The 14,698-nt window shown below is 49.7% G+C and carries 12 protein-coding genes, 2 tRNA genes and 1 pseudogene; 12 read left to right on the forward strand and 3 right to left on the reverse strand.

Going from position 1 to position 14,698, the window contains the following annotated elements:
* Position 1 precedes the first annotated feature (1 nt).
* Together FH968_RS18855 and FH968_RS18860 are read left to right on the forward strand one after the other, a co-directional pair.
* A tRNA-Met gene (locus FH968_RS18855) sits at positions 2–78 on the forward strand.
* A 6-nt stretch (positions 79–84) separates the two neighbouring features.
* Positions 85–159: transfer RNA gene (locus FH968_RS18860), tRNA-Gln, on the forward strand.
* Between the two features lie 92 nt (positions 160–251).
* On the opposite strand, the gene ubiF is transcribed toward FH968_RS18860, so the two are convergent.
* Complete coding sequence (gene ubiF, locus FH968_RS18865) at positions 252–1,427, reverse strand: 3-demethoxyubiquinol 3-hydroxylase (RefSeq protein WP_139882289.1); 1,176 nt, start codon at positions 1,425–1,427, stop codon at positions 252–254.
* Between the two features lie 135 nt (positions 1,428–1,562).
* On the opposite strand from ubiF, the gene miaB reads away from it, so the two are divergent.
* The 9 genes from miaB (at position 1,563) to FH968_RS18910 (ending at position 10,905) form a co-directional block, all read left to right on the forward strand.
* Entirely contained in the window at positions 1,563–2,990 is a 1,428-nt protein-coding gene (gene miaB / locus FH968_RS18870) for a tRNA (N6-isopentenyl adenosine(37)-C2)-methylthiotransferase MiaB (protein ID WP_139882290.1), read from the forward strand.
* Between the two features lie 220 nt (positions 2,991–3,210).
* A complete protein-coding gene (locus FH968_RS18875; RefSeq protein WP_139882291.1) occupies positions 3,211–4,272 on the forward strand; it encodes a PhoH family protein in 1,062 nt (353 codons plus the stop codon).
* On the forward strand, positions 4,269–4,736 hold the full coding sequence (ybeY, locus tag FH968_RS18880; protein WP_139882292.1) for an rRNA maturation RNase YbeY: 468 nt from the start codon (positions 4,269–4,271) through the stop codon (positions 4,734–4,736). The genes FH968_RS18875 and ybeY overlap by 4 nt, the downstream gene beginning before the upstream one ends.
* 101 nt (positions 4,737–4,837) lie before the next feature.
* Positions 4,838–5,716 (forward strand): CNNM family magnesium/cobalt transport protein CorC, encoded by an 879-nt coding sequence (gene corC / locus FH968_RS18885; protein ID WP_139882293.1) that lies wholly within the window; start codon positions 4,838–4,840, stop codon positions 5,714–5,716.
* Between the two features lie 7 nt (positions 5,717–5,723).
* Positions 5,724–7,265, forward strand: coding sequence for an apolipoprotein N-acyltransferase (gene lnt, locus FH968_RS18890; RefSeq protein WP_139882294.1), 1,542 nt, complete (start codon positions 5,724–5,726; stop codon positions 7,263–7,265).
* A 380-nt stretch (positions 7,266–7,645) separates the two neighbouring features.
* Positions 7,646–8,560 carry an amino acid ABC transporter substrate-binding protein gene (locus FH968_RS18895; protein WP_139882295.1) on the forward strand — a complete coding sequence of 305 codons (915 nt, stop codon included), beginning with the start codon at positions 7,646–7,648 and terminating at the stop codon, positions 8,558–8,560.
* Positions 8,561–8,765: 205 nt separating this feature from the next.
* On the forward strand, positions 8,766–9,506 hold the full coding sequence (locus FH968_RS18900) for an amino acid ABC transporter permease (protein ID WP_139882296.1): 741 nt from the start codon (positions 8,766–8,768) through the stop codon (positions 9,504–9,506).
* Positions 9,506–10,180 (forward strand): glutamate/aspartate ABC transporter permease GltK, encoded by a 675-nt coding sequence (gene gltK / locus FH968_RS18905; protein ID WP_139882297.1) that lies wholly within the window; start codon positions 9,506–9,508, stop codon positions 10,178–10,180. Before FH968_RS18900 ends, gltK begins: the two co-directional genes overlap by 1 nt.
* Positions 10,180–10,905, forward strand: coding sequence for an amino acid ABC transporter ATP-binding protein (locus FH968_RS18910; protein WP_139882298.1), 726 nt, complete (start codon positions 10,180–10,182; stop codon positions 10,903–10,905). Before gltK ends, FH968_RS18910 begins: the two co-directional genes overlap by 1 nt.
* 65 nt (positions 10,906–10,970) lie before the next feature.
* Here the strand turns inward: FH968_RS18910 and FH968_RS18915 are convergent.
* Both FH968_RS18915 and FH968_RS18920 read right to left on the reverse strand, forming a co-directional pair.
* Positions 10,971–11,354: pseudogene (locus FH968_RS18915) on the reverse strand (ABC transporter substrate-binding protein); the annotation flags it as partial.
* An 11-nt stretch (positions 11,355–11,365) separates the two neighbouring features.
* Positions 11,366–11,848, reverse strand: a complete 483-nt coding sequence (locus tag FH968_RS18920) for a zinc ribbon-containing protein (protein WP_139882300.1) — start codon at positions 11,846–11,848, stop codon at positions 11,366–11,368.
* Positions 11,849–12,101: 253 nt separating this feature from the next.
* On the opposite strand from FH968_RS18920, the gene leuS reads away from it, so the two are divergent.
* On the forward strand, positions 12,102–14,684 hold the full coding sequence (gene leuS, locus FH968_RS18925; RefSeq protein ID WP_139882301.1) for a leucine--tRNA ligase: 2,583 nt from the start codon (positions 12,102–12,104) through the stop codon (positions 14,682–14,684).
* Positions 14,685–14,698: the final 14 nt, after the last annotated feature.

The following is a 14,698-nucleotide window of genomic DNA, read 5'->3' on the forward strand; positions in this document are numbered from 1 at the left end:
AGGCTACTTAGCTCAGCTGGTTAGAGCACATCACTCATAATGATGGGGTCACAGGTTCGATTCCCGTAGTAGCCACCATATTTTTGGGGTATCGCCAAGCGGTAAGGCTCTGGTTTCTGATACCAGCATTCCGAGGTTCGAATCCTCGTACCCCAGCCAATAAGAAAAGCTCGCTCCGGCGAGCTTTTCGCATTTCTGTATCTGAAAAAAGCAAATAGAGCGGTTCTCCCGCTCTCGTTTATCTCACCGAATCATAATCCTAACGCATACTTCAACGCCTTACGTTTTAACACACCGCCGCGTTCAGCAGCCATTAATCCTAAGTTACGAATTACTCGCAACGGCCCCAGGCTATTGCTAAAACCGGCGTAGAACAGATCCATACCGCTTTGCATAAGGAAGTTATCCGCCTGCCTGCGCGTCTGGTAACGTTTTAACACTCGTGCATCCGCCCAGTTTTCACCGTAGCTGCGAGCGTTGATCATCACATCAAGCAATGCTTCCACATCGCGATAACCGAGATTTACGCCCTGTCCGGCTAACGGATGGATGGTATGTGCTGCATCGCCAATCAACGCCAGTCCCAGCTGGGTATAATGCAAAGCATGGCGGCGAGTCAGTGGAAATGCTCCGCAGGCAACTGGCGTAACTTTGCCCAAACGCTCGGGGAAATTAGCTTCAATCGCCTTTTGCAGTTGTGACATCGACATATTCTGCAACTGGCGAATACGTGCCGGTGTGTCATACCAGACCAGCGAAGCCCAGTTATCAAACAACGGCAAAAACGCGTGCGGCCCTGTTGGCGTAAAATGCTGCCAGGTGCTGTCACCAGGCGCATGCTCACTCTTCACCGTGATTAACATGCATGCCTGGCGATACTGCCAGGCATGAATCCCAATTCCCGCCCAACGACGAACCTTAGAATTCGCGCCATCTGCGCCAATTACCATCGGCACCGTTAATGTCTGCTCATCGGCAAGCTGTAACGTCCATTGCCCTTCGCCACCTTGCATGCCGGTAATTTTCGCAGGGCACAACAGCGTAACGTTAGGATGCGCTTCAAGCGCCTGCCACAACGCGAGCTGCAACACCTGGTTTTCAACCATATAACCAAGCTCGGGTAGCCCGAGTTCTTGCGCATTGAAGCTAACGTGCGCACTTTCCCATTCCCAGGTTTCAAGTTGGCGATAAGCATGACAGCGCATTGCCCGAATCTCATCCCAAACGCCGAGAGATTTAAGTAAACCGACCGACGCACTGCTGATGGCCGAAATACGCACATCGGGTTGGCTTGCAGGGTCAAATGCAGCTGGAGCCTGATGCTCAACTACCGCTACTTGAAAACCATTTTGCGCAAGTCCAAGGGCTGCGGCCGCACCAACCATTCCCCCGCCGACTACCGCTACATCAATTGGCTGATTCAACATGATGATTTTGTCCTTAAATTGTCTATCCTGATTCTACCGGATTTTCACCCAGGTTTCGTAGGCTGGTCACATCAAGGCCAAAGCATTACAATACGCCGCCTGAATTCCTGGCTTTAACTGAGCAATGGCAAGTCGATGACAAAAAAACTCCATATAAAAACCTGGGGCTGTCAGATGAATGAATACGATTCATCGAAGATGGCCGATCTGCTGAACAGCACACATGGCTATATCCTTACGGACAACCCAAAAGAAGCGGATGTATTGCTGCTTAATACCTGTTCGATTCGTGAGAAAGCCCAGGAAAAAGTCTTCCATCTGCTAGGCCGTTGGAAACTCCTAAAGCGCAAAAACCCCGACATCATTATCGGTGTCGGCGGCTGTGTCGCTTCCCAGGAAGGTAAGCTGATTCGTAGCCGCGCACATTATGTCGATATCGTTTTCGGGCCGCAGACACTGCATCGTTTGCCTGAAATGATCAACAAAGTTCGTGGCAATCGCAGCCCGATCGTTGACGTCAGCTTCCCTGAAATAGAAAAGTTCGACCGCCTACCAGAGCCAAAAGCTGATGGCCCAACAGCTTTCGTTTCTATTATGGAAGGCTGTAATAAGTATTGTACTTACTGCGTGGTGCCTTATACCCGTGGTGAAGAAGTGAGTCGCCCAGCCGACGATGTGCTATTCGAAGTCGCGCAACTCGCTGCACAAGGCGTGCGTGAAGTGAACCTACTTGGCCAGAACGTGAATGCTTATCGTGGTCCATCTTTCGACGGCGGAATTTGTTCTTTTGCTGAATTGTTGCGTCTGGTTGCGGCGATTGACGGTATCGATCGCATTCGTTTCACCACTAGCCATCCAATTGAATTTACTGATGATATCATTGAAGTTTATCGTGATACGCCTGAGCTTGTAAGCTTCCTGCACCTGCCGATTCAATGTGGTTCTGACCGCATTTTGAATTTAATGGGTCGCACTCATACCACGCTGGAATATAAATCGATTATTCGCAAACTGCGTGCGGTACGCCCTGAGATTCAGATTAGCTCTGACTTTATCGTAGGATTCCCAGGCGAAACCCAGCAGGACTTCGAGCAAACGATGAAAGTCATTGGCGATGTGAGTTTTGACGTGAGTTACAGTTTCGTATTCTCAGCACGCCCTGGTACGCCTGCCGCCGATATGGTTGATGACGTCCCCGAAAAAGAGAAATTGCAGCGACTGTATATTCTGCAAGAACGCATCAACCAACAGGCAATGGAGTATAGCCGTAAGATGGTTGGCACAACCCAGCGCGTCCTGGTGGAAGGCACGTCACGCCGAAACATTATGGAGTTGACCGGACGTTCCGAAAATAATCGCGGTGTGAACTTTGAAGGCTCACCGGAAATGATCGGTAAGTTTGTTGATGTAGAAATCACTGAGGTTGCTACTAACAACTCACTGCGCGGTAAAGTGGTTCGCACCGAAGACGAAATGGGGCTACGCATTGCTCAGTCTCCTGAGTCGGTGATTGCCCGCACCCGTAAAGAGAACGAAATCGGCGTAGGTATATACCAGCCTTAATTCCGCTCTGCTTTGCCTGTCGATTCGCTAACGCTGTGAGCCGACAGGCATTTTCATTGTTTGCACTTGCATTCTGAATCAGCCACCCAAATATCAAAAACCAGGCTTGCGCCATCAGCCCTTGCCGTAAATAATCTTTTTATGGCCAGCCCTTTTTATGGCCGGCAATAAATAGTGCAGCAATTTCTTCTACTGGCCCTGTGTGACCCCGAGGATAAGTTTGAATATTGAAACTCGTGAAATTACGCTAGAACCCGCAGACAATGCGCGTCTGTTAAGCTTGTGCGGCCCATTTGATGACAACATCAAGCAGCTGGAACGTCGACTGGGTATCGAAATCAACCGTCGTGACTATCACTTCAAGCTCTCGGGCCGCCCAATTTTGGTGAACGCCGCCGCAGATATTTTGCGCAATTTGTATGTTGATACCGCGCCGATGCGTGGCGAAATTCAGGATATCTCTCCAGAACAAATCCATCTCGCCATTAAAGAAATTCGCGTGCTGGAACAGTCAGCCGAAAGCGTTCCTGAGTACGGTAAAGCGGTGAACATCAAGACCAAGCGTGGCGTTATCAAACCGCGCACGCCGAATCAAGCGCAATATATCGCCAATATTCTGGACCACGACATCACCTTTGGCATTGGCCCTGCGGGGACAGGTAAAACTTACCTTGCGGTTGCTGCGGCTGTTGATGCGCTGGAGCGTCAGGATATTCGCCGCATTCTGCTGACCCGCCCGGCCGTTGAAGCAGGTGAAAAACTGGGTTTCCTACCCGGAGATTTAAGCCAAAAAGTTGACCCTTACTTGCGTCCTTTATATGACGCACTGTTTGAAATGCTTGGTTTTGAACGCGTTGAAAAGTTGATGGAGCGCAACGTTATCGAAGTCGCGCCACTGGCTTACATGCGTGGCCGTACGCTAAACGACGCGTTTATCATTCTGGATGAAAGCCAGAACACCACCATCGAACAAATGAAGATGTTCCTGACGCGTATTGGTTTTAATTCCAAAGCCGTAATCACCGGTGACGTCACCCAGGTTGACCTGCCACGTAGCACGAAGTCGGGGCTACGCCACGCTATCGATGTTCTGGCAGAAGTTGATGACATTAGCTTTAACTTCCTTAGTAGCGAAGATGTAGTACGCCATCCAGTTGTGGCACGCATTGTGAATGCCTATGAAGCGTGGGAAAACGCGGAACAGGTTCGTAAAGATGAACTCGCGGCAGAACGCAAGCGAGAAGCGATGGCGATTAACGCTGCCGCTCAGGAGAGCAAATGAGTCAGGTCATACTGGATTTACAGGTCGCGTGTGAGGATGCAAACGGCCTACCAACAGAAGTGCAGTTTCAGACATGGCTCGACGCGGTCATTCCACAATTTCAGGAAGAATCAGAAGTTACGATTCGCCTGGTGGACGACGCAGAGAGCCACGATCTGAACCTCACCTACCGTGGTAAAGATAAATCCACTAACGTGCTGTCTTTCCCGTTCGAAGCACCTCCGGGCATCGAACTGCCGCTTCTAGGTGATCTGATTATTTGCCGCCAGGTTGTTGAACAAGAAGCGAAAGAGCAGCAAAAACCGCTGGATGCACATTGGGCACATATGGTTATCCACGGCAGTCTGCATCTGCTTGGCTATGATCATATTGAAGATGAAGAAGCCGAAGATATGGAATCCCTGGAAACAGAGATAATGCTTGCTCTTGGGTATGCTGATCCGTACATTGCCGAGAAAGAATAGTCTCCGTAGGGATTAATACCGCGGAGCAAACACTAGCAGGCAGCGTACCATCAAGCCGCCTGCTATCGACTAATTAACCGAGGGGCCAAAAACCTAACGCCATGAGCGACGACAACTCACAAAACAGTGACACGCCTGCCAGTAAGAAGGGATTCTTTTCCCTGATTCTCAACCAGCTATTCCACGGTGAACCTAAAAACCGTGACGATCTGCTGACACTTATCCGTGATTCTGAGCAAAACGATCTTATCGATCAAGATACCCGAGACATGCTCGAAGGCGTTATGGATATTGCCGACCAACGCGTCCGCGACATCATGATCCCTCGCTCTCAAATGGTAACGCTCAAACACAACCAGACGCTGGACGAATGCCTCGATGTCATCATCGAATCGGCACACTCCCGCTTCCCGGTGATCAGTGAAGACAAAGATCATATCGAAGGGATTCTGATGGCCAAAGATCTGCTGCCGTTTATGCGCAGCGATACTGAGCCATTTAGCATGGAAAAAGTGTTACGTCAGGCAGTTGTTGTGCCGGAAAGTAAGCGTGTTGACCGCATGCTCAAAGAGTTTCGTCAGCAACGCTATCACATGGCGATTGTTATTGATGAGTTTGGCGGCGTCTCCGGGCTTGTCACCATCGAAGATATTCTCGAACTAATTGTTGGGGAAATTGAAGATGAGTACGACGATGAGGAAGACAGCGATTTCCGTCAGCTCAGCCGTCATACCTGGACAGTTCGTGCTTTGGCCTCAATCGAAGATTTTAACGATACCTTCTCTACCCATTTCAATGATGATGAAGTCGATACCATTGGTGGTTTAGTGATGCAGGCGTTTGGTCACTTGCCTGCCCGTGGCGAAACTATTGAAATTGATGGTTATCAATTCAAAGTCGCGATGGCAGATAGTCGCCGTGTTATTCAGGTTCATGTCAGAATTCCGGACGACTCGCCGCAACCGAAACTGGAAGATTAATTCAACGATGTCTATAGCCCTACTCCTTCAACGCCAGCGCATTCGTCTGCTGCTGGCGCTGCTTTTTGGTGCCAGCGGCACGCTGGCTTTCTCCCCCTACGATTTTTGGCCTGCTGCAATTATTTCTTTAGCCGGTCTTCAGGGGCTGACTCTTAATCGCCGCGCTATTCAGAGTGCCTGGATTGGTTTCTTCTGGGGGTTGGGGCTATTTGGTTCAGGTATTAACTGGGTGTATGTCAGTATCGCGCAGTTTGGCGGCATGCCTGGCCCAGTTAACATCTTTTTGGTGGTGTTGCTTGCCGCTTACTTGTCTTTGTACACCGGCTTGTTTGGCGGAATACTCAGTAAACTATGCCAAAAAACGACCTGGTGGCGCGTGGCGATTGCCGCCCCGATGCTGTGGCAACTCACCGAGTTCCTGCGCGGTTGGGTGTTAACCGGCTTCCCATGGCTCCAGTTCGGCTACAGCCAAATTGATGGCCCGCTGAAAGGCATCGCCCCTATTCTGGGCGTTGAAAGCGTTACGTTCTTGCTGATGATTATCAGTGGTCTGTTAGTGTATGCCTTGCATGAGCGTAACTGGCGTCCTGCTGTGATTGGCGCTGCATTGCTGGTGTTGCCGTGGCCACTGCGTTCCATCCAGTGGTATCAGCCTCAGCCTGAGCGAACCGTCGATGTGGCAATGGTTCAGGGTGATATCCCGCAATCCCTGAAATGGGATGAGAACCAGTTGCTGAATACGCTGAAGATTTATCTTGATAAAACTCAGCCGCAGATGGGGATATCCCAACTGATTATCTGGCCTGAATCTGCAATTCCTGACCTTGAGATAAACCAGCAGCAATTCCTGACGATGATGGATGACCTGTTGCGTTCTAAGCACAGTTCACTGATTACCGGTATTGTCGATGCACGTTTGAATAAACAGAACCGCTACGATACCTACAACACCATTATCACGTTGGGTGAAGGCAACCAGTACAGCTACAACAGCGCCGATCGCTACAACAAAAATCACCTGGTTCCGTTTGGTGAGTTTGTACCGTTGGAATCCATTCTGCGCCCGCTGGCCCCGTTCTTCGATTTGCCAATGTCTTCATTCAGCCGTGGCCCATATATACAGCCGCAGCTTGCAGCCAACGGGATCAAATTGACGCCAGCTATCTGCTACGAAATTATTCTTGGCGAACAGGTGCGTGATAATTTCCGCCCGGATACTGACTTCCTGCTGACTATTTCAAACGATGCGTGGTTCGGTAAGTCGATTGGCCCATGGCAGCATTTCCAGATGGCGCGTATGCGGTCGCTGGAACTGGGTCGTCCGCTGCTGCGTAGCACCAATAACGGTATTACCGCTGTGATTAATGCCAATGGTGATGTTGATGCGATGATCCCGCAATTTACTCGCCAGGTTCTTGAAGCGAAGGTTACACCAACGCGCGGTATTACACCGTACGCCCGCTTCGGTGACTGGCCGCTGTGGATTGCCACATTGGTATTTGGTTTCGCCTCTGTTCTGTTGGCACTGCGTACACGCCGCAAATCTTAATTTCCTACCCCCCTAAAAAATGGCCAGCTAATGCTGGTCATTTTTATTTCTGGCATAACCTTTGCAAAGATATTTGCGAATAGTTACTCATTAGAAGACGACAAAATGCTATGCCTGCAACCTGCGGGTAGCACGAAGCATTGGGTTGCACCAAACAATGACAGAGCGAGCACCAAAGTAGTGCAACGGAGTATTTTTGCCTTTAAACGGTGCGGCGCGCTTCGCAAAAACAAACATTTTGATAGCAAAATCTTTACATCAAGCTAGGTTAAATGTTAACAAAAAGGCGAAGATTTACCCTGATTTCGTAACACACAACAACAAAACAACACTCACAACGAGTATCAGTGCCAGATGGCACGAAGAATAAGGAGTTGGTAATGCAATTACGTAAACTAGCCTCAGCTTTGCTGGTTATCGGAATGGGTGCCGGGATCGCGCACGCAGAAGATGCCAAACCGGCAACCGCACAACAGGGTACGCTGGAAAAAATCGCTGCTAACGGCGTCATTGTGGTCGGTCACCGCGAGTCTTCCGTTCCTTTCTCTTACTACGATAACCAACAGAAAGTGGTCGGCTATTCACAGGATTACTCCAACGCCATCGTTGAAGCCGTGAAGAAAAAACTCAACAAGCCTGACCTACAGGTTAAGTTGATCCCGATTACTTCACAAAACCGTATTCCATTACTGCAAAACGGCACCTTCGATTTTGAATGTGGTTCAACCACGAACAACCTTGAGCGCCAGAAACAAGCCTCTTTCTCCGATACCATCTTCGTGGTCGGTACTCGTTTACTGGTGAAAAAAGGTGGTCCGATTAAAGACTTCGCTGACCTGAAAGGAAAAGCGGTTGTTGTGACCTCCGGTACTACTTCTGAAGTTCTGCTGAACAAGCTGAATGAAGAGAAGAAAATGGATATGCGCATTATCAGTGCCAAAGACCACGGTGATTCGTTCCGTACTCTGGAAAGTGGTCGCGCTGTTGCCTTTATGATGGACGATGCGCTACTGGCAGGTGAACGTGCCAAAGCGAAAAAACAGGATAACTGGGAAATTCTTGGTACTCCGCAATCTAACGAAGCTTACGGCTGTATGCTGCGCAAAGACGACCCAGAGTTCAAGAAGCTGATGGATGACACCATCGCACAGGCACAAACATCCGGCGTTGCCGCCAAATGGTTTGATAAGTGGTTTAAAAACCCAATTCCACCAAAGAATATCAACATGAACTTCGAACTTTCCGAAGACATGAAAGCCTTGTTCAAATCACCAAACGATAAAGCACTAAACTAATTAGAACCACAGGGGCCGGGATGACCCAGCCCTCTCGATTGACGAACCGAAGCTCGGACAGACTATGCGTCGGATGGCCGTTCCCCATCCGGCGTGAAAGTACCCCATAAATTTCAGGCTATGACCTGATATCGGGGTACAAGCTTCTCATCAATCTTCGAGGGTAGCGCAACTCGCTACCCTCAATTTTTTCCTGGAGTATGTTATGTCTATAGACTGGAACTGGGGGATATTTCTACAGCCCGCCCCGTTCGGCAACACCACCTATTTGGGCTGGATTTGGAATGGTTTCCAGGTCACCGTCGCCCTGTCCATCTGCGCCTGGATAATCGCTTTTCTCGTCGGCTCGCTGTTTGGCATCTTGCGTACTGTCCCTAATAAATGGCTTTCCGGTCTAGGCACACTTTACGTAGAACTATTCCGTAACGTGCCACTCATCGTGCAGTTCTTTACCTGGTACTTAGTGGTGCCGGAATTGCTGCCTGAAAATCTCGGGATGTGGTTTAAATCTGAACTCGACCCGAATGTGCAATTCTTTGTTTCGTCGATGATTTGTCTTGGCTTGTTTACCGCCGCTCGCGTCTGTGAGCAGGTTCGTGCTGCCATTCAATCACTGCCTCGTGGGCAGAAAAATGCCGCGCTGGCGATGGGCCTGACGCTACCGCAAGCGTATCGCTATGTTCTGCTGCCTAACGCTTATCGCGTCATCGTGCCGCCAATGACATCTGAAATGATGAACCTGGTGAAAAACTCGGCGATCGCGTCAACGATTGGCCTGGTCGATATGGCTGCTCAAGCGGGTAAATTGCTGGATTACTCCGCCCACGCCTACGAATCCTTTACTGCAATCACACTGGCATACGTGCTAATCAACGCCGTGATTATGCTGGTGATGTATGTGGTTGAACGTAAAATTCGCCTGCCTGGCAATATGGGAGGCAAATAATGTACGATTTTGACTGGAGCTCTATTCTCCCCGCCATGCCATACCTGATGCAGGGGCTGGTTATCACCCTGAAAATCACAGTTACGGCGGTTATCTTCGGTATCGTGTGGGGAACCCTGCTCGCAGTGATGCGTCTGTCGCCCATTAAGCCGATTGCCTGGTTTGCCAGCGCGTACGTCAACGTTTTCCGTTCTATCCCGCTTGTCATGGTACTGCTATGGTTCTATCTGGTAGTGCCTGGATTCTTACAAAAAGTACTGGGCCTTTCACCGCAAACGGACATTCGTCTGATCTCCGCAATGGTAGCGTTTTCTATGTTTGAAGCGGCCTACTATTCAGAGATTATCCGTGCAGGTATTCAGAGTGTTTCACGCGGACAGTCCTATGCCGCACTGGCGTTGGGAATGACCCACTGGCAGTCGATGAAACTAATTATCCTGCCACAAGCTTTCCGTGCCATGGTGCCGCTGCTGTTAACTCAGGGCATCGTGTTATTCCAGGATACTTCTCTGGTGTATGTTTTGAGCCTGGCTGACTTCTTCCGTACCGCTTCCACTATTGGCGAGCGTGATGGAACCCAGGTCGAAATGATCCTGTTTGCCGGTCTGGTGTATTTCGTAATCAGTCTTAGTGCCTCGCTGTTGGTCAGCTACTTGAAGAAAAGGACAGTGTAATGATTTCCCTGAAAAATGTTTCTAAATGGTATGGTCACTTTCAGGTGCTAACCGACTGCTCAACAGAAGTAAAAAAAGGTGAAGTGGTGGTGGTTTGCGGGCCATCTGGTTCTGGTAAATCGACGTTGATTAAAACCGTAAACGGCCTGGAACCGGTGCAAAAAGGCGAGATTGTGGTTAATGGTACGCAAGTGAACAGTAAGAAAACCAACCTTGCTGAGCTGCGTTCTCACGTCGGCATGGTGTTCCAACACTTTGAGCTTTTTCCACATCTGTCGATTATTGAAAACCTGACACTTGCACAAGTGAAAGTATTGAGACGCAACAAAGATGAGTCGCGAAAAAAAGGGCTTAAATTACTTGAACGCGTTGGGCTAACGGCGCATGCAGACAAGTTCCCAGCTCAACTTTCCGGCGGCCAACAGCAGCGTGTAGCGATTGCCCGTGCATTGTGCATGGATCCGGTGGCAATGCTGTTTGACGAGCCTACTTCGGCGCTTGATCCGGAGATGATCAACGAAGTGCTGGATGTCATGGTTGAGCTGGCAAATGAAGGGATGACCATGATGGTGGTGACGCACGAAATGGGCTTTGCCCGCAAAGTAGCGAACCGCGTTATCTTTATGGATGAAGGGAAAATTGTTGAAGACTCGAATAAAGAAGATTTCTTCAATAACCCGCAATCCGAACGTGCTAAAGACTTCCTGGCAAAAATCCTGCACTAACTCAGTGTAAATGCTCGCGCAATCACGGTTTCTTACAGTGATTGCGCGGCATAAACCATACCGCTTTACTTCATTGTCTCTTTCAACAGCGCGGTGACTTTTTTCATCGTCTGGCCAGCATCTTTCACATCTTTACCCTCTTGTTCCTTGACCCGCTTCTCCTGCACTTGCTGATAGTTGACCGAGGTTTCCCACTGAGCAACTTCACTCGCGTTCAGCTTGCGAATATGTGCACTATTATTCCGTAACTCTTCCACAACCGCATCAAAGCTACTATCCATTACCGAACCTAAGGTTTGATAAGCTTTTTCAGCAGCACTGCAAATGGCTTGCTTATCTTCTTCTGCAAGCTTATCCCAAGTGTTTTTGTTCATCACCAGCAGGTAAACATGCCCCAACCACAGATCTTTGGAGATCAATACATTTGGGGCATAGCGGTTCCTTCGCTGTGTAGTGAGGTTTAAGGTTCAAACGGTCGACGGCTGAATTGGTTATGCCCGCACTTAGGACAAACTGGCAGCACATCTGGGGTATAAATCGCAAGGTGGAAGTGACAGTTCTCACAGACCAGATTACCAAGCCCCACAACTTCACCACTGTGGTAAACACCGTGGTGATTGAGATCCTGAAAAACTTCACGCCATTCAAGCTGCGTTTTGTCGGTGATATCCGCCAGTTCTTGCCAGATACTCTCTTTAATGACGCGCATAAAAACGCTGTCTGTAAATTCATCCTGGCTTTCGTTGTAACTGCGAGCAAACTCTTCTAAATCTCGACGGACTGCACGCGTAACTTCGTCAACTTCGGTACGAGTTAGTTCGCCGGTTTCGTTCATGCGTTTGCGCGCACTGGCGACCAGTTCATCTATATCTCGCTCTCCATTGCGTAAGCGCTCGGTGAGTGAAGCCACCAGTTCACGGTAAAATTGAGCAACCTTGTTCATCGTCTGCCTGCCTCCTTGAAGAGATTCCTGCATTCAGTGTCATGTAACCTACTCTAATAGTAGACCTTAATCGGCCATCGCTTTGTTAGATTGCCCACATGCAACGTAAATAACTGCAAACGAGAAATGGCGCCACCGGCTGTTGAAAGGCTGTTTTGCCGCAGTCTTATCGGCTATGCTATGCGGATCTGAAATCTAATACGTAAAAAGCTACAACCTGTAGCTGTCTTTCATCACAGGACCACTGGCTGCCATGCAAGAGCAATATCGCCCGGAAGAGATAGAATCCAACGTACAGCTTCACTGGCAAGAGAAGCGTACTTTTGAAGTTACCGAAGACGAAGGCAAAGAGAAGTATTACTGCCTCTCGATGCTCCCCTATCCTTCTGGCCGACTACACATGGGCCACGTTCGTAACTACACCATCGGTGACGTTATCGCACGCTACCAGCGCATGCTGGGCAAAAACGTTCTTCAGCCAATCGGTTGGGATGCGTTCGGTCTGCCTGCGGAAGGGGCTGCGGTAAAAAACAACACCGCACCTGCACCATGGACTTACGACAACATCAATTACATGAAGAACCAGCTCAAAACGCTGGGCTTTGGTTACGACTGGAGCCGTGAGCTGGCGACCTGTACCCCGGAATACTACCGTTGGGAACAGCAATTCTTTACCCAGTTGTATAACAAAGGGCTGGTTTACAAAAAAACCTCCGCTGTTAACTGGTGCCCGAATGACCAAACCGTTCTGGCAAACGAACAAGTTATCGATGGCTGCTGCTGGCGTTGTGATTCCAAAGTTGAGCGTAAAGAAATCCCACAGTGGTTTATCAAAATCACTGCCTACGCTGACGAACTGTTAAACGATTTGGATACGCTTGACCATTGGCCTGATCAGGTCAAAACCATGCAGCGTAACTGGATTGGCCGCTCCGAAGGCGTTGAGATTACTTTCGACGTTGAAAACAGTGCCGAGAAACTAACTGTTTATACCACCCGCCCGGACACCTTTATGGGCGTAACCTATCTGGCAGTAGCTGCTGGTCACCCACTCGCGCAGCAAGCGATGGTGAACAACCCTGAACTGGCTGAATTCGTCGAAGAATGCCGTAATACCAAAGTTGCCGAAGCAGAAATGGCAACGATGGAGAAAAAAGGCGTAGCCACCGGTATTAACGCGATTCACCCACTTACCGGCGACACGGTACCCGTTTGGGTCGCTAACTTCGTGTTGATGGAATACGGTACCGGCGCCGTTATGGCAGTACCCGGCCATGACCAGCGTGACTGGGAATTTGCGACCAAATACGGTCTGCAAATCAAACCGGTTATTCTTCATGCCGATGGCAACGAGCCAGACTTGTCTGCATCAGCAATGACTGAAAAAGGCGTGCTGTTTAATTCCGGTGAATTTGACGGCCTGGATTTCCAGTCTGGCTTCAACGCCATCGCGGATAAACTCGCCGCTAAAGGTGTAGGTGAGCGCAAAGTTAACTATCGTCTGCGCGATTGGGGTGTTTCCCGCCAGCGTTACTGGGGTGCACCAATCCCAATGGTGACACTGGAAGATGGCACTGTTATGCCAACGCCTGCGGATCAACTGCCGGTTATCCTGCCAGAAGATGTTGTGATGGATGGTATCACCAGCCCAATCAAAGCCGATCCTGAGTGGGCAAAAACCACTATTGATGGCAAACCTGCACTGCGTGAAACCGATACCTTCGACACCTTCATGGAGTCGTCCTGGTACTACGCGCGTTATACCTGCCCGCAGTACGATAAAGGCATGCTAGATTCCAAAGCTGCTAACTACTGGCTGCCGGTTGATATCTATATTGGTGGCATCGAACACGCCATCATGCACCTGCTCTACTTCCGCTTCTTCCACAAACTGATGCGCGATGCAGGCATGGTGACCTCTAACGAGCCAGCTAAACAACTGCTGTGTCAGGGTATGGTTCTGGCTGACGCCTTCTATTACACCGGTGTTAACGGTGAGCGTAACTGGGTTTCCCCGGTTGATGCGATTGTTGAGCGCGACGAGAAAGGCCGTATTACCAAAGCCACTGACGCGCAGGGCAATGAACTGGTCTATGCTGGCATGAGCAAAATGTCGAAGTCGAAAAACAACGGCATCGACCCACAAGTAATGGTTGAACGCTACGGTGCTGACACCGTTCGCTTGTTTATGATGTTTGCATCACCTGCAGATATGACGCTGGAATGGCAAGAATCAGGCGTTGAAGGGGCAAACCGCTTCCTGAAACGTGTCTGGAGACTGGCATACGAGCACACCAGCCGTGGTGCGGCACCAGAGCTTGATATCGCTGCTCTGAACGAAGATCAAAAAGCATTACGCCGTGATGTTCACAAAGCTATCGCGAAAGTGACCGATGATGTTGGTCGTCGTCAGACCTTTAACACCGCAATCGCTGCCATCATGGAATTGATGAACAAACTGGCGAAAGCACCACAGGATGGTGACCAGGATCGCGCTCTGCTGAACGAAGCACTATTGGCGGTCGTTCGCATGCTTTATCCGTTCACCCCACACGTCTGCTTCGATATGTGGCAGTCTCTGGGCGGTGAAGGTGATATCGACAACGCGCCATGGCCACAGGCTGATGAAAAAGCGATGGTCGAAGATTCTGTGCTGGTTGTGGTGCAAGTGAACGGTAAGGTTCGCGGCAAAATCACTGTTCCGGCTGATGCAACGCAAGAACAAGTGCAGGAACGCGCAGGTCAGGAACATCTGGTTGCGAAATATCTTGAGGGTGTGACCGTGCGTAAAGTGATTTACGTTCCGGGCAAACTGCTCAATCTGGTTGTGGGCTAAGCGCAGGAGGAACC

Origin of the sequence: Buttiauxella sp. B2 (genome assembly GCF_006376615.1) — a bacterium.
Classification (GTDB): Bacteria; Pseudomonadota; Gammaproteobacteria; order Enterobacterales; family Enterobacteriaceae; genus Buttiauxella.